This window comes from Streptomyces sp. NPDC003300 (assembly GCF_040610915.1).
GTDB lineage: Bacteria > Actinomycetota > Actinomycetes > Streptomycetales > Streptomycetaceae > Actinacidiphila.
Map to the genome: position 1 here is coordinate 63,057 of NZ_JBEXNE010000001.1, position 14,447 is coordinate 77,503.

The window sequence follows — 14,447 nt, forward strand, 5'->3', positions numbered from 1 at the left end:
CCGCCAGCCTACCCCGCTCGGCGCGGCGGCCCGTCCGGTGGTCCGCACCTCGGGACGCCCCGCGTACGATGCCCCGACACACGTCCGCGACCGGCGCAAACGCCTTCTACGCAGGCGTTTTTGATCATGCACAGATCAGCGGCGCGTGCCGCAGAGGGCAAAGGTCACCGAGCGTTCCCGCTCGGCCCACTCGGAATCCAGTTCGACGGATTGCAGGAGAGCGCGTTCCACCTCGTAACCGCCTTCCTCCAGTGCCCTGCTGACCGCTTCGGCCTCGTCGCGGGTGGTCGCGCCGGTCACGATCCGCTCCGGGCGGCGGGCCGCGCAGGCGGCGGTCACCTCGGCGTCGACGCACCCGATCCGTACCGCGTCGGGCTCCGGAAGGTCGTCCAGCACCTGGGGCGCCGGGCCGTGTACGACCTGGAGTTGGACCCCGGCCCTGCGGCCGGTGGCGGTGATCCAGTCGCACGCGTCGGCGTCCCGGTCGACGGCGATGACGGCGGCGCCGAAGCGCGCGGCCTCGACGGCGACGGCGCCGTCCGCGGAGCCGATGTCCCACACGAGGTCGCCGGTGCGCGGGCCGAGCCGGGCGAGTTGGAAGGCGCGCAAGTGCGCCGAGGTGTCGCCGCCGTAGTCGGACGAGGGCAGCGCCCAGCCGCGGACCGGGCCGGGAAATCCGGGGTCGCGCCCGGCGATCCAGCCGCCGCGCTCCGCCGACGGTACGCCGAGACCGGCCGCTCCCGAACCGGCGGAGGTGGTGCCGCCGACGACCAGGACGACGTTCGGATCGCGCCAGATGTGGTCGGCGACGTTGTCGGAGGTGAGAACTGTCACCTGCTCCTGGTCGGTGCCGAGCGCTTCGCAGATGACGAAGGTGCGGTGGACTCCGGTGAGCAGCAGGGAGAGTTCGACCGGGCCCGCGCCGGGCGCGGTGAGCACGGCGACCTTCGGGTAGGCGCGGCAGACGTTGACCGCGCGGCGCAGGGAGCGGCCGTGCGCGACCACCACGCGGGCGTCGTCCCAGGGCATTCCGGCGCGGGCGAAGGCGGTGGCGACGGCGGAGACGCCGGGGATGACCTCGATCTCCAGGCCGTGTTCCGGCGCCCGCAGCGCGCGGACGACGCCGAAGAAGCCGGGGTCGCCGTCGGCGAGTACGACGGCGCTGCCGCGGTGCTTGGCGATCCTGCGGGCGGCGATCTCGATGCTGCCCAGCACGATCCGCTCGGCGTGCTCGGGGACGTGCGACAGCGCGAGATGGTGTTTGGTGCCCGCGACCAGGGTGGCGGCGTTCAGTGCGGCGCGGGCCGCGTCGGACGGAGGTGAGCCGTCCCATCCGATCACGGTGACCCGGTCGGCCATCGTCGTCTGCCTCCATGGCTGTGCGGATCGCTGCGGACCAGGTCACGGCACGGCGGCGTGGCGCGCCCCGGTCCCGGGGGGAGAACACTATCCGGGCCCGGGTGCCCGGGGACGAGGCGAGGGGGCAGGTATCCGCCACGGCGTCCTCGGAGCCGGTGGGCGGGAGGGCTCAGCGCCAGTCGGCGTACGCGCTGAAGTCGGCGTGGGCGTCGTATCCGCCGTCGCCGGAAGCCTGGCCCGGACCGTCGTCCAGGTCCTCGGGCAGCACGCTCCACACCAGCAGGTCGGTGCGGATCTCGGCCCAGCGGCCGTCCTCGGTCTGGCTGCGGACGATGCCCGCGTTGCGCAGTACGCCCTCGCTGACGCAGCCGATCTTCTGCGCGACCTGCTGGGAGGCGGTGTTGTCGGCCGCGGTGCGCAACTCCAGCCGTTCGAAGCGCTGGTCGGTGAAGAGCCAGTGGCAGACGGCCTGCACCGATTCGCTGGCGTATCCCTCGCCGCGCGCCCAGGCTGCGGTGAGGTAGCCCACCTCGCTGCCGCGGATCCGCCAGTCGGTGTTGTGCAGGTGGACGGTGCCGACCAGCCGCTGGGTGAGGAATTCGGTGACGGCCAGGACGATGCCGCGGCCGGACTCGCGCTCGGCGGGCGCGGTCCTGGTGACGAACGCGCGGGCGTCGTCCTGCGAATACGGCTGCGGTACGCCGGTCCACGCGATGATCAGCTCGTCGTTCATCATCTCCGCCAGGGCGGGGATGTCGGCCTCCTCGTACGCGCGCAGCACCAGCCGCTCCGTACTGATGGAGATGTCCGGAAAGGTGGGCGTCATTCGCTGCTCCGTAACCAGGGCATGTGTGGATTGCACAGCATGCAGCATCCCGCACGGCATGGGCCGGGCAGGGTCGCCGGGGCGGGAATGGGGTGCGCGGCGGCGAACGCCCTTCCAGAGTAGGGCGAATGCCGGTCAGGGCGGGTATCCGTGAACGTCATCCGATCCTGCTACCGTCAGCCCGCGTGACAGTGCACCACGCAGCAGGAGTCGGCTACCAACGGGCAGCGGAGGTCTACGAGAGCTCCCGGCCCTCCTATCCGCTCGCCGCGCTCGCCGCGCTGGCGGACGCGTTGCCCCTGGAAGCGGGCCGTACCGTGGTCGATCTCGGCGCGGGCACCGGCAAGTTCACCCGTCTGCTGGCACTGACCGGGGCCGAGGTGCTCGCGGTGGAGCCGGTGAAGGAGATGCGGGAGCGGCTCGCCGAGCTGCTGCCCGCGGTCGCGGTGAACGCGGGGACGGCGGAGACGACGGGGCTGCCCGACGGCTGCGCGGACGCCGTGGTGGCGGCGCAGTCCTGGCACTGGTTCGAGGAGCCCGCCGCGCTGACCGAGGTGGAGCGGCTGCTGCGGCCGGGCGGCGCGCTGGCGCTGGTGTGGAACACCTTCGACACCTCGGAGCCGTGGATGCGCGACTTCCAGGACATCTACTTCCGGCTGGCGCCGCGCGATCTGCCCCGCCCGCCGCTGTCCTCCGGCCTCGGCGACGCGGGCTGGCGCAAGCCGTTCGAGTCGCGGCCCGGCTGGGGGGCGATCGAGGAGCGGCACTGGCCCAATCCGCACTCCACGACGGTCGCGGACATCGTCGACCGGATGATGTCGTCCAGCCATATCGCCGTCCTCGACGCGACCGCGCAGGGGCGGGTGCGCGCGGAGTTGGAGGCGGTGCTGGGGGCGCACCACGCGACGCGCAGCAGCGGCGCGATCGAGATGCCGTACGTGACGGACGTGTACTGGGTGCGGCACGGCTGAGGCCCCGCGCCCTCGGGGGGAGCGGGGCCCGTGCGCGGCGGTCAGGCCGCCGGGGCGCCGAAGGCCGGTATCACCGAGCCCTTGAAGGTCGTCTCGATGTACTGCTTCACCTCGGGCGAGTTGAGCAGTTCCGCGAGCTTCTTCACGCGCGGGTCGTTCTCGTTGCCCTTCTTGACGGCCAGGAAGTTGGCGTACGGGTTCCCGTCCGCCTTCTCCAGCACCAGCGCGTCCTTGGCCGGGCTGAGGTCGGCCTGGATCGCGTAGTTGCCGTTGATCACGCCCGCGTCCACGTCGTCCAGGGAGCGCGGGAGCTGGGCGGCCTCCAGCTCCTTGAACTTCAGGTGCTTCGGGTTGGCCGTGACATCGGCGGGGGTCGCGGTCTGGTCGGTGCCCGCCTTGAGGGTGATCAGGCCGTTGTCGGCGAGCAGCTTGAGCGCGCGTGCCTCGTTGGTCGTGTCGTTCGGTACGGCGACGCTCGCGCCGTCCTTGAGCGCGCCGATCGACGTGATCTTGTGGGAGTACAGGCCCAGCGGCTCCAGCTCGACGTTGACGACGGGCACGATGTGGGTGCCGTTCTTCTTGTTGAAGTCGTCCAGGTAGGGCTTGTGCTGGAAGAAGTTCGCGCCGACCTCGCCCTGCTCGGTGGCGGTGTTGGGCAGCACGTAGTCGGAGAACTCCTTGACCTGGAGGTCGAGTCCGGCCTTCTTCGCCAGGTGGTCCTTGACGTAGTCGAGGATCTGCGCGTGCGGGGTGGGGCTGGCCGCGACCACGAGCGGGCCGCTGGTGTCCTTGGCGCTCGCCTTGGAGTCGGAGTCGGAGCCGCAGGCGGTGAGGCCGAGCGAGAGCGCGGCGGCGGCGAGGACGGCGGCGGTGATGGTGGTGTTGTTTCGCACGAAAAGTGCCTCTTTCTGGTTTATCCGGGTCGTGCTGGGTGGTGCGGCGCCGCGACGCTGCGGTGCCAGGGGGACAGAAGCGGGTCGGGACGGGAGAGTCGGGCGGTCAGGAGGCTGTCGCCGGGCGCAGCAGGCGCAGCCGGGGGGCCGCGCCGGACCGGCCGCGGCGGGCGACGGTGCGGGCGGCGAAGTCCCCGACGAGCTGGACGAGGGTGACCACGACGACGAGCACGGCGACGATCACCCACATGAAGCCGGTCTCGAAGCGCTGGTAGCCGTAGCGCAGCGCGAGGTCGCCGAGGCCGCCGCCGCCGACCACCCCGGCCATCGCGGAGTAGCCGATCAGCGCGATGACGGTGGTGGTGGCGCTGGCGATCAGTGAGGCGAGCGACTCCGGCAGCAGCACCTTGCGGACCACCGTCCACGTACTGCCGCCCATCGCCTGGACGGCCTCCACCAGGCCGTGGTCCACCTCGCGGACCGCCGTCTCGACCAGCCGGGCGAAGAACGGGATCGCGCCGACGGCCAGCGGGACGACGGCCGCCTCCCAGCCGATGGTGGTGCCGACGATCGCCCGGGTGAAGGACATCAGGGCGATCATCAGGATCACGAACGGCAGCGACCTGCCGATGTTCACGACGACGCCGAGGACGCGGTTCACGGGAAGACAGCGCAGCAGGCCGCCCCGGTCGGTGAGGACCAGCAGGACACCGATCGGCAGCCCCGCGGCCACCGATATGACCGTGGCCCAGGCGACCATGCGCAGCGTCTCACCACCCGCCTGCGTGAGCAGCGGGTGCATCTCGGACCAGGTCACTTCGCCGTCTCCCCGACCGTGTTCCCGGCCTTCTCCCCCGCCGTGTTCCCCACCGTGTCTCCTGCCGTGTCTCCTGCCGCGACCGGCTCGGCCTTGGCGGCGACGACGGCGACGTCCAGGCCCTGCTCGCGCAGGTAGCCGATCGGCACCACGTTGTCCTCGAAGCGGCCCGGCAGCTCGATCCGCATCCGGCCGATCTGCCGTCCGTCGTAGGTCTCCATGGCCGCGCCGAGGATGGAGATGTCCACGTTGTACGTGCGGGCCAGCCGGGAGATCACCGGCCGGGTCGCGCTGTCGCCGTGGAAGGTGAGGTCGACCACCGTACGGTCGGGGCCCGACGCGTCGCCGTCCACGGGGAACAGCTCGTCGGCCAGTTCGGAACCGGGGGTGGCCAGCAGTTCGGCCACGGTGCCTGACTCCACTACGCGTCCGCCTTTCATGAGTGCCGCCGAGTCGCAGACCTGCTTGACGACGTCCATCTCGTGGGTGATCAGCAGGACGGTCAGGCCGAGCTGCCGGTTGAGGTCGCGCAGCAGCCGCAGCACGGACCGGGTGGTCTCCGGGTCGAGCGCCGAGGTGGCCTCGTCGGAGAGCAGCACCTTGGGGTCGCCCGCCAGGGCGCGGGCGATGCCGACGCGCTGCTTCTGGCCGCCGGACAGCTGCGCGGGGTAGGCGCGGGCCTTGTCGGACAGGCCGACCAGGTCGAGGAGTTCACCGGCCTTGCGGGCCCGCTGGCGGCCGGAGATCCCCAGGATCTCCAGCGGGAGTTCGACGTTGTCCTGCACGGTGCGCGAGGAGAGCAGATTGAAGTGCTGGAAGACCATGCCGATCCCGGCGCGGGCGGCGCGCAGGGCGGCGGGGGCGCGGTCGGAGCGTCCGGCCAGCGCGGTCAGGTCGCGGCCCGCCACCTCGACGGTGCCGGAGGTGGGGCGCTCCAGCAGGTTCACGCAGCGGATCAGGGTGCTCTTGCCCGCGCCGCTGCGGCCGACGACGCCGTAGACCTCGCCTTCGCGTACCCGCAGGTCCACCCCGTCCAGGGCGGTGACCTCACGGTCGCGCGAGCGGTAGACCTTTCTCAGGTCGGTGGTGGTGATCACAGGAGCGTCCATCAGGGTCGAGCGCGCGGCGGACGTACCACCGCACACGGGGGCGTTCTTCTCGGGACGCGGCACGCGGCGGCACACCGGAAAGGGCGGCGGGCCTCAAAGGATTTCGGCGGCGCTCTGGGCGCTGCGCCGGTGCGTGACGCGGGGCACTCGCTTCGGGGCGCGAGGCGTGGAGGTGGGCCCTCGGTCAGTCACACATTCGACACGCACAACGAACACCGGGCGTGATCGCCTCGGTCGCGCGGCTGCGGCTGTTCGTCGTGGTCATGCGTTCCAGTAAACCAGACGGGCGGCCGCGTTCCGAAATCCGGTCCGATTGTTCATTATGCGGACACACTCACGGGGCCGCCCCGGCGGGCGGCCGGGCGGGCGGGGACGGGAGATCCGGGCGGGCAGGGGTGGGAGATCCGGGCGTCACGCCCCGTAATAGAGTCGCCGCATGCTCGACGCGGTCCTCATCACGGTCTCGGTCACGGCGCTGCTGCTCGCGGCGTGGTGCGGTTTCGCCGCGTACCGTGACCAGCCGACCAACGACTGGCACTTCATCGCGATGGCCGTGGTCACCGCGGCCGCGCTGGTGCAGCTCGTGATCGCGATCGTGCAGCTCGCCCGCGGCGACCGGCCGCAGCACGGCATGGCGGTCTTCTTCCCGTATCTGCTGGGCGCGGCCGTGACGATCCCGGCGGCGGCCTTCATGTCCCTTGCCGAGCGGACGCGTTGGGGCTCGGCGATCGTGGCGGCCGGCGGTGTGGTGCTGGCCGTGCTCGAACTGCGGCTCAACGAGATCTGGGGAGCCGGCCATGGCTGACGGCACACGCGCGACACGCACACGGGCACGGACGAAGACGCTGACGAAGGGCACGGACGGCATGAAGGACACGGGGGACGGCACCGCGGCCGAGGCGGCCCAGGACGCGCCGGGGACGCGGATCGGCCAGGGCCCCGGCCGGCTGCTGCTCTCGCTCTACGCGGTCTTCACCGTCGCGGCGCTGTCCCGGTCGATCGTGCAGATCGCGACCAAGTACCACGAGGCACCGCTGGCGTACGTCCTGTCGGGCGTCGCGGGCGTGGTCTACGCGGTGATCACCGTCGCGCTGTGGAAGGGCGGCGAGGCGGCCCGCAAGGTGGCGCTGGTGTGCTGCTCGGCCGAGCTGGCCGGTGTGATCGCGGTGGGCACCCTGACGGTCGTGGACTCCTCGGCCTTCCCCGACGCGACCGTCTGGTCGGACTTCGGGATCGGCTACCTCTTCCTGCCGCTGGCCCTCCCCGTGGCCGGTCTGCTGTGGCTGCGCCGTGCCGCCCGCGAGGCGGGGCGGCCACAGGAACAGCAGACCGGGTCCGGGGCCTGATCCGTACGCGAGGCGCCGTGGAACGCGGCTCAGGCGGTGGCCGCGTAGCCCGCCGTAGCGGCGGCCTTCTCCATGGTCACCAGGCTCAGCCGACGGCTGACCGGCTCCGCGGCGCCCACCTGCTCGTAACCGAGCTTGCGGTACATCCGCAGATTGACCTGGCTGCGGTGGCCGGTGAAGAGCCGGTAGCGCTTGGCCTCCTCCTCGGCCGCCAGTCGCTCCTCGACGGCGTTGAGCAGCCGCCCGCCGAGGCCGTGTCGTTGAAGTCGCGGGTGGACGATCAGTTTCCCGATCCGCGCGGTGCCGTCGTCGTCGACGACTCCGCGTACCGAGCCGACGACCTCGTCGCCCAGGCGCGCCACCAGGACGCACCCCCCGGCGAGTTCGGCACGCAGCTCGTCCAGGGTCTGGGTGAGAGGTTCGATGCTGTAGTCGCCGTACAGCTCCGCCTCGCTCTGGTAGCAGAGGTACTGGAGTTTGAGGATCTTCTCGGCGTCCGAGTGCTCCGCCGTAGAGATGGTCACGCTCATGCCCATGCGCGCAGGCCTCCCCTTCGAATCCGTCCGGGCAGTTTGAGGGTGAGGTATGCGCCCGGAACGAGTGCCTGAACGGAGTTGGTGCGGATATGCGCCGCCTCCGTGGCGCCGATGATCGCACAAACCCTTCGGTGGGGTACCGCCTGCGCCCCACCCAGTTCAGTCTCGTACGGGCGCGCCAAGGGTGCCCACTGCCGCCGACTGTTTACCGTGCATTACCCCGTCTCACCGGGGATCCAACCCTCGAATTCAGGATCGTCCGAAGACAGCCGAGGCAGCGCGACCTCAGCGGTCCGATGCTGCCCTGTGAGATTCCCAACTCGCGGGAGATTTCCCGGTAAGTGGGGTCGGAACGGGACATCAGGGCCGTGACGACCTGCGGGCAGCGGCCGGGCAGCCGCCGTACCGCGGCCTGGACCGTACGGTGTTGCTCCGCCGCCAGCACCAACTCCTCGACCCCGCGCAGCTGCCCGGGCGGGCCCGCGGCGTCCGGGTCCCCGTACGGGCGTTCGCTGCGGATCCGGCGGGCGTGGGCGCGGGCCTCGGCGCGGACCGCGCGGCGCACCCAGCGGTCCGGCTCGGGCGGCGGGCCGCCCAGTTCCAGCAGCCGCAGCCAGACGGCCTGTTCGAGGTCGGCGGCCTCGACACCGCCGCCGGGCAGCGCCTCGGCCGCGGCCTCGGCGGCCAGCAGCGGCCCGAGCGGCGCGTAGGGGTCCGCGGGAGCGTCCGCGGGACGGCGGACGCGGTCGTCGGTGTGCGGGGCCGCGGACAGGTCGGGGTGGTCCATGGGGATCTGCATATCCGCTGGCACGAGACGGCCGCGCCGGACGGTTGCCCGGCGCGGCCGTTTTCACCACATGGAGTGGCGGTGGCGGTTCAGGACGTCCGGGTTCAGGACGTCCAGAAGTCCTCGCGGGCCAGTACGGCGGTGTCGGCGTTGTCGGTGAACAGGCCGTCGATGCCGGTCGCGAACCACGTCTTGAAGGCGGCCAGCGGGTCGCCGTACGCGTTGGGGTCGGTGCCGACCTGGAAGTCGGCGGGCAGGAACTGGTTCTCGTTGCGCGCGGTGAAGGGGTGCAGCACCAGACCGGCCTTGTGCGCGTCCTTGACGACGGCGGTGGGCCGGAGCAGCCTGCCCGAGGCGTCGCGCGGGATGATCACGTCGGTGGTCGGGCCGATGCCCTGGGCGAATCCGGCGATCCAGCGCAGGCCGGCCGGGGTGACGAGGTCGGCCACGGTCCGCTTGTCGCCGGAGACGACGAAGTCCCAGGGCCGCGAGGTGAGGCCGTTGAGCAGGAAGATCTTGGGCGCGGCGCCGCCGAGCGCGCCGAGCCGCTGGAGGCTCTGCGCCTCGAAGGACTGGAGGAACTGCGGGGCGTCGGCGCGGTGCCTGCCGTACTGCTTGAGCAGCTTGATCAGCCGCTCCTCCAGCGGCAGGCCGATGCCGCGGAAGTACGTGGGGTGCTTGGTCTCGGTGTGCAGCCAGACCGGCTTGCCGCGCTTGCGGCCCTCGCGGTCGGCCCAGGCCAGCACCTCCTCGAAGGTGGGGATCGCCCAGCGGCCGTTGTAGACGGTGTTGCGCTGGCGGACGGCGGGCAGCCGTTCGACGGCGCGCAGCCGCTTGAGTTCGGCGAGGGTGAAGTCCTCGGTGAACCAGCCGGTGGTGGGGGTGCCGTCGATGGTCTTGGTGGTTTTGCGGCCGGCGAACTCCGGGTGGTCGGCGACGTCGGTGGTGCCGCCGATCTCCGGTTCGTGGCGGCAGACGAGGTGGCCGTCCCTGGTGGGTACGACGTCCTGCTCGACGACGTCCGCGCCGATCTCCAGCGCGTACTCGTAGGAGCCGAAGGTGTGCTCGGGCCGGTATCCGGCGCTGCCGCGGTGCCCGACGATGGTCGGGACCGGAAGCTTGGGCGCGCCGCCGTGGCCGGGGGCGCCGTGCCGGGGCCGGGCGGTGGACTGTTCCCGGGCCTGCGCCGTACCGGCCGTGCCGAGTACCGCGCCGCCCGCGCCGAGTGCCGCCGCGGACAGGACAGCGCGCCTGCCGAGGCCGGTCTTGTGCTGGTCATCCGTCATGCGCGCATCGTGCCGTGAAAGTCTGTCGCCCCGTCGACATCAGCCGTAACACACACCTAACGCGTGTCAACACTGCGTAGCGGACGTGTGAACCCGGCGTGCGGCGGGGCCCCGCGCGGAAGTATCGTCCTTGTGTACGGTGCGGCGTCCCGCGGTCCCGCCGGTCCTGCGGTCAGGCTGCCGTCGTACCGCGACATCGCAGCACCGCCGCCGTCCGTCCCGCCCAGGCGTGTCCGAACCGGAGGATCCGTTGTCCCGCATGTCCCGCAGCTTGCTCAAGGCGATTCTCGGAGTGCTCATGCGCGTCCTGTACCGCCCCGTGGTCGAGGGCGTGGACGGCATCCCCGGTGACGGTCCGGTGATCCTGGCCGGGAATCACGTCACCTTCGTGGACTCGATGTTCCTGTCGCTGGTGGTGGACCGGCAGGTGTACTTCATCGGCAAGGACGAGTACGTGACGGGCAAGGGCGTCAAGGGCCGGCTGATGGCCTGGTTCTTCACCACCTGCGGCATGATCCCGGTGGACCGGGACGGCGGCCACGGCGGTGTCGCGGCGCTGATGACCGGCCGCCGCGTGCTGGACGAGGGCAAGATCTTCGGCATCTACCCCGAGGGCACCCGTTCCCCCGATGGCCGTCTGTACCGCGGTCGGACCGGAATCGCCCGGTTGGCCCTGATGACCGGCGCCCCGGTGGTGCCCTTCGCGATGGTCGGCACCGACAAGGTGCAGCCCGGCGGCAAGGGGATGCCCCGGATCGCCCCGGTCACCATCCGCTTCGGCTCCCCGCTGACCTTCTCCCGCTACGAGGGCATGGACCGCGACCGCTATGTGCTGCGCGCCCTGACCGACGAGGTCATGAGCGAGGTCATGCGGCTCGGCGGCCAGGAGTACGTGGACATCTACGCGACGAAGGCCAAGGCCGCCTGATACGGCGGGGGCCGCGCCCGGCGCCCGCTGTGACATGGCGGGTTCGCGGGGGCCGGTTTCGCGGCTGGCGGTGGCCGTTCGGCGGCTCGCCGCGGACGGCTGATAGCGGGCGTCGACGACTGGACGGGCTGCCTGGTGCTGATGCAGCCCGGCCAGGTCGACGCGGCCTCGACCGACGACACCATCCTGATCGGACTGGCCGCGCGGGACCCGAACACCAAACTGATCGGCCCGCGTTTCACCGAGCCGCCCAGTACCGCGATTAGACGGCGTCGCCGTCCGCCCCGTCCCAGGCGTGCGCCCAGGTGTGCTGCACCGTCAGATCCGCCTTGATCTCGGCGAGTTGTACGGCGACGGCGGAAGGCGCCGTGCCGCCGCGTCCGTTGCGGGAGGCCAACGCGCCGGGGACGTCGAGGACATGGCGTACCTCGGGCGTCAGATGCGCGGAGATCTTCGCGAACTGCTCGTCGGTGAGCTGGTCGAGTTCGATGCCCTCGGCCTCGCAGACCTTGACGCACTCCCCCGCGACCTCGTGCGCGACCCGGAAGGGCACGCCCTGCTTGACCAGCCACTCGGCGATGTCGGTGGCGAGCGAGAAACCGGCCGGTGCCAGGGTCTCCATCCGCTCCCGGTGGACGGTGAGCGTGGCCATCATGCCGGTGAACGCCGGGAGCAGCACCTCCAGTTGGTCGCAGGAGTCGAACAGCGGCTCCTTGTCCTCCTGGAGGTCGCGGTTGTACGCGAGCGGCAGCGCCTTGAGCGTGGCCATCAGTCCGGTGAGGTTGCCGATGAGCCGTCCGGACTTGCCGCGCGCCAGCTCCGCGATGTCGGGGTTCTTCTTCTGCGGCATGATCGACGAGCCGGTGGAGAAGGCGTCGTGCAGGGTCACGAAGGAGAATTCCTTCGTGTTCCACAGGATGACCTCTTCGGCGATCCGGGAGAGGTTGACACCGATCATCGCGGTGACGAAGGCGAATTCGGCGGCGAAGTCGCGGGACGCCGTGCCGTCGATGGAGTTGCCCACCGAGCCGTGCTGGAAGCCGAGTTCCTTGGCGACGGCCTCCGGGTCCAGGCCGAGCGAGGACCCGGCGAGCGCGCCGGACCCGTACGGGGAGACGGCCGTGCGGTCGTCCCACTGCCGCAGCCGCTCCGCGTCCCGTGACAGCGCCTGTACGTGGGCGAGCACGTGGTGCGCGAAGAGCACGGGCTGGGCGTGCTGGAGGTGGGTGCGGCCGGGCATCGCGGTGTCCGGGTGCGCCTCGGCGAGGCCGACCAGCGCGCTCTGGAGGTCGGCGATGAGCCCGCCGATGGTCCGCGCGTGGTCGCGCAGGTACATCCGGAAGAGCGTGGCGACCTGGTCGTTGCGCGAGCGTCCGGCCCGCAGCTTGCCGCCGAGGTCGGCGCCGACCCGCTCCAGCAGGCCGCGTTCCAGCGCGGTGTGCACGTCCTCGTCGGCGATGGTGCCGGCGAAGTCGCCGGAGGCCACGTCCGCTTCGAGCGCGTCGAGTCCGGCGATCATCCGGTCCAGCTCGTCGGCGGTCAGCAGCCCCGCCTTGTGCAGCACCCGGGCGTGCGCGCGGGAGCCCGCGATGTCGTACGGCGCGAGCCGGAAGTCGAAGTGCACGGAGGCGGAGAGCTTGGCCAGCGCCTCGGCGGGGCCGTCGGCGAACCGGCCGCCCCACAGCCGCAGGTTGTCGTCGCCGCCGCCGGGGCCGCCGGTGTTCGTGTCCGTCACTTCGTCAGGTCCCGCTTCGCGGCGATCTTGCTGGACATGCCGAAGATCTCGATGAAGCCCTTGGACAGCGACTGGTCGAAGGTGTCGCCGGTGTCGTACGTCGCCAGGTTGAAGTCGTACAGCGACTCGCCGGACTTCCGGCCGGTGACGACGGCCCGGCCGCCGTGCATGGTCATCCGGATGTCGCCGGAGACGTGCTCGTTGGCCTCGGCGATGAAGCCGTCGAGCGCCCGCTTGAGCGGGGAGAACCACAGGCCGTCGTAGACCAGTTCGCCCCAGCGCTGCTCGACCTGCCGCTTGTACCGGGCCAGTTCGCGCTCGACGGTGACGTTCTCCAGCTCCTGGTGGGCGGTGATCAGCGCGATGGCGCCCGGCGCCTCGTAGATCTCACGGGACTTGATGCCGACCAGCCGGTCCTCGACGATGTCGATCCGGCCGATGCCCTGGGCCCCGGCCCGCACATTGAGCTGCTGGATGGCTTCGAGCACGCTGACCGGCTTGCCGTCGATGGCCACCGGGACGCCCTGCTTGAAGGTGATGACCACCTCGTCGGCCTCGCGCGGCTCGGCCGGATTCTGCGTGTACTCGTACACGTCCTCGATCGGCGCGTTCCAGATGTCCTCCAGGAAGCCGGTCTCGACGGCCCGCCCGAAGACGTTCTGGTCGATGGAGTACGGCGACTTCTTGGTGGTCGCGATCGGGAGGTTCTTCTCCTCGCAGAAGGCGATGGCCTTGTCGCGGGTCATCGCGTAGTCGCGGACCGGCGCGATGCACCTCAGGTCGGGCGCCAGCGAGGAGATGCCCGCCTCGAACCGCACCTGGTCGTTGCCCTTGCCGGTGCAGCCGTGCGCGACGGTGGTGGCGCCGTGCTTGTTGGCTGCGGCCACCAGGTGCTTCACGATGGCCGGCCGCGACAGCGCGGACACCAGCGGATACCGGTCCATGTAGAGGGCGTTGGCCTTGATCGCCGGGAGGCAGTACTCGTCGGCGAATTCGTCCTTGGCGTCCGCGACCTCGGCCTCGACCGCCCCGCAGGCGAGCGCCCGCTTGCGGATGACGTCCAGGTCCTCGCCGCCCTGGCCGACGTCCACCGCGACCGCGATGACTTCGGCGCCGGTCTCCTCGGCGATCCAGCCGATGGCGACGGACGTGTCCAGACCGCCGGAGTAGGCGAGTACGACGCGCTCGGTCACGGGGCTCTCCTTACGATGCATACGCTGACTGGTATAAGTATGCACTCGACCGTATGCTTCGTCAACGCGGCAGGTCAGAGGGGGTGTGAGACCGTATAACCGGCCGGACCGGAGCTATGCCTCGCCCTGGGCGAGGCGGAGCAGGTGGTCGGCGAGTTTCTGGCCGCCGGCCGGGTCGCGGCTGATCAGGACGACGGTGTCGTCGCCCGCGATGGTGCCGAGGATGTCGTAGACCTCGGCCTGGTCCATGGCGGAGGCGAGGAACTGGGCGGCGCCGGGCGGGGTGCGGACGACGACGAGGTTGGCGGACGCCTCGGCGGAGATGAGGAGTTCGGCGGCCAGGCGCCGCATGCGCTCTTCCTTGACGGACTCGCCGAGCGGGGCCTGCGGGGTGCGGAAGCCGCCCTCGGAGGGGACGGCGTAGATGAGTTCGCCGTCATTGGTGCGGATCTTGACCGCGCCGAGTTCGTCGAGGTCGCGGCTGAGCGTCGCCTGGGTGACGCTCAGCCCGTCGTCGGCGAGCAGCTTGGCGAGCTGGCTCTGCGACCTGACCGGCTGGCGGCCGAGGATGTCCACGATCCTGCGGTGCCGCGCGGTACGGGTCTGCGGTACGGCCTGGCTGCCGTTGTGCTGCTGCGCCTCGGTCATCGTCGTGTCAACT

At 71.2% G+C, this 14,447-nt stretch carries 15 protein-coding genes; 4 read left to right on the forward strand and 11 right to left on the reverse strand.

The features are described from left to right. Positions 1-135 precede the first annotated feature (135 nt). Positions 136-1,359 carry a precorrin-6y C5,15-methyltransferase (decarboxylating) subunit CbiE gene (gene cbiE, locus ABZX65_RS00310; protein ID WP_355332614.1) on the reverse strand — a complete coding sequence of 408 codons (1,224 nt, stop codon included), beginning with the start codon at positions 1,357-1,359 and terminating at the stop codon, positions 136-138. A 169-nt stretch (positions 1,360-1,528) separates the two neighbouring features. Beyond that, positions 1,529-2,185, reverse strand: a complete 657-nt coding sequence (locus ABZX65_RS00315) for a GNAT family N-acetyltransferase (protein WP_355332616.1) — start codon at positions 2,183-2,185, stop codon at positions 1,529-1,531. A 185-nt stretch (positions 2,186-2,370) separates the two neighbouring features. On the opposite strand from ABZX65_RS00315, the gene ABZX65_RS00320 reads away from it, so the two are divergent. After that, the gene (locus ABZX65_RS00320; RefSeq protein ID WP_355332619.1) at positions 2,371-3,156 is read left to right on the forward strand and encodes a class I SAM-dependent methyltransferase; all 786 of its coding nucleotides are present in this window, start codon (positions 2,371-2,373) and stop codon (positions 3,154-3,156) included. Positions 3,157-3,197: 41 nt separating this feature from the next. On the opposite strand, the gene ABZX65_RS00325 is transcribed toward ABZX65_RS00320, so the two are convergent. The 3 genes from ABZX65_RS00325 to ABZX65_RS00335 form a co-directional block, all read right to left on the reverse strand. Then, positions 3,198-4,049, reverse strand: a complete 852-nt coding sequence (locus ABZX65_RS00325; protein WP_355332621.1) for a MetQ/NlpA family ABC transporter substrate-binding protein — start codon at positions 4,047-4,049, stop codon at positions 3,198-3,200. A 106-nt stretch (positions 4,050-4,155) separates the two neighbouring features. After that, complete coding sequence (locus ABZX65_RS00330) at positions 4,156-4,866, reverse strand: methionine ABC transporter permease (protein ID WP_355332624.1); 711 nt, start codon at positions 4,864-4,866, stop codon at positions 4,156-4,158. Beyond that, positions 4,863-5,963, reverse strand: coding sequence for an ATP-binding cassette domain-containing protein (locus ABZX65_RS00335; protein WP_355332626.1), 1,101 nt, complete (start codon positions 5,961-5,963; stop codon positions 4,863-4,865). The genes ABZX65_RS00330 and ABZX65_RS00335 overlap by 4 nt, the downstream gene beginning before the upstream one ends. A 448-nt stretch (positions 5,964-6,411) precedes the next feature. On the opposite strand from ABZX65_RS00335, the gene ABZX65_RS00340 reads away from it, so the two are divergent. Both ABZX65_RS00340 and ABZX65_RS00345 read left to right on the forward strand, forming a co-directional pair. Continuing rightward, positions 6,412-6,780, forward strand: a complete 369-nt coding sequence (locus ABZX65_RS00340; RefSeq protein ID WP_355332629.1) for a hypothetical protein — start codon at positions 6,412-6,414, stop codon at positions 6,778-6,780. A gap of 61 nt (positions 6,781-6,841) precedes the next feature. Next, the gene (locus ABZX65_RS00345; RefSeq protein ID WP_355333557.1) at positions 6,842-7,321 is read left to right on the forward strand and encodes a hypothetical protein; all 480 of its coding nucleotides are present in this window, start codon (positions 6,842-6,844) and stop codon (positions 7,319-7,321) included. A 29-nt stretch (positions 7,322-7,350) separates the two neighbouring features. On the opposite strand, the gene ABZX65_RS00350 is transcribed toward ABZX65_RS00345, so the two are convergent. From ABZX65_RS00350 to ABZX65_RS00360, 3 genes are all read right to left on the reverse strand, one after another. After that, a complete protein-coding gene (locus ABZX65_RS00350) occupies positions 7,351-7,857 on the reverse strand; it encodes a GNAT family N-acetyltransferase (protein WP_355332631.1) in 507 nt (168 codons plus the stop codon). A gap of 205 nt (positions 7,858-8,062) precedes the next feature. Beyond that, entirely contained in the window at positions 8,063-8,644 is a 582-nt protein-coding gene (locus ABZX65_RS00355; protein ID WP_355332634.1) for a sigma-70 family RNA polymerase sigma factor, read from the reverse strand. A gap of 104 nt (positions 8,645-8,748) precedes the next feature. Then, on the reverse strand, positions 8,749-9,930 hold the full coding sequence (locus ABZX65_RS00360; protein WP_355332636.1) for a glycerophosphodiester phosphodiesterase: 1,182 nt from the start codon (positions 9,928-9,930) through the stop codon (positions 8,749-8,751). A gap of 259 nt (positions 9,931-10,189) precedes the next feature. On the opposite strand from ABZX65_RS00360, the gene ABZX65_RS00365 reads away from it, so the two are divergent. Continuing rightward, complete coding sequence (locus tag ABZX65_RS00365; protein WP_355332639.1) at positions 10,190-10,858, forward strand: lysophospholipid acyltransferase family protein; 669 nt, start codon at positions 10,190-10,192, stop codon at positions 10,856-10,858. 262 nt (positions 10,859-11,120) lie between these two features. Here the strand turns inward: ABZX65_RS00365 and argH are convergent, their stop codons facing one another. The 3 genes from argH to ABZX65_RS00380 form a co-directional block, all read right to left on the reverse strand. Next, positions 11,121-12,593 (reverse strand): argininosuccinate lyase, encoded by a 1,473-nt coding sequence (gene argH / locus ABZX65_RS00370; RefSeq protein ID WP_355332641.1) that lies wholly within the window; start codon positions 12,591-12,593, stop codon positions 11,121-11,123. Then, the gene (locus tag ABZX65_RS00375; protein ID WP_355332643.1) at positions 12,590-13,786 is read right to left on the reverse strand and encodes an argininosuccinate synthase; all 1,197 of its coding nucleotides are present in this window, start codon (positions 13,784-13,786) and stop codon (positions 12,590-12,592) included. Before ABZX65_RS00375 ends, argH begins: the two co-directional genes overlap by 4 nt. Positions 13,787-13,900: 114 nt before the next feature. Beyond that, positions 13,901-14,434 carry an arginine repressor gene (locus ABZX65_RS00380; protein ID WP_188280110.1) on the reverse strand — a complete coding sequence of 178 codons (534 nt, stop codon included), beginning with the start codon at positions 14,432-14,434 and terminating at the stop codon, positions 13,901-13,903. Positions 14,435-14,447 lie beyond the last annotated feature (13 nt).

What these genes read in the sequence shown, in the direction of transcription:
- ABZX65_RS00360 (WP_355332636.1), bottom strand. Translation starts at nt 9,930, where the DNA reads ATGACGGATGACCAGCACAAGACCGGCCTCGGCAGGCGCGCTGTCCTG.
- ABZX65_RS00365 (WP_355332639.1), top strand. Translation starts at nt 10,190, where the DNA reads ATGTCCCGCAGCTTGCTCAAGGCGATTCTCGGAGTGCTCATGCGCGTC.
- ABZX65_RS00340 (WP_355332629.1), top strand. Translation starts at nt 6,412, where the DNA reads ATGCTCGACGCGGTCCTCATCACGGTCTCGGTCACGGCGCTGCTGCTC.
- ABZX65_RS00315 (WP_355332616.1), bottom strand. Translation starts at nt 2,185, where the DNA reads ATGACGCCCACCTTTCCGGACATCTCCATCAGTACGGAGCGGCTGGTG.
- ABZX65_RS00350 (WP_355332631.1), bottom strand. Translation starts at nt 7,857, where the DNA reads ATGGGCATGAGCGTGACCATCTCTACGGCGGAGCACTCGGACGCCGAG.
- ABZX65_RS00345 (WP_355333557.1), top strand. Translation starts at nt 6,842, where the DNA reads ATGAAGGACACGGGGGACGGCACCGCGGCCGAGGCGGCCCAGGACGCG.
- cbiE (WP_355332614.1), bottom strand. Translation starts at nt 1,359, where the DNA reads ATGGCCGACCGGGTCACCGTGATCGGATGGGACGGCTCACCTCCGTCC.
- ABZX65_RS00355 (WP_355332634.1), bottom strand. Translation starts at nt 8,644, where the DNA reads ATGGACCACCCCGACCTGTCCGCGGCCCCGCACACCGACGACCGCGTC.
- ABZX65_RS00380 (WP_188280110.1), bottom strand. Translation starts at nt 14,434, where the DNA reads ATGACCGAGGCGCAGCAGCACAACGGCAGCCAGGCCGTACCGCAGACC.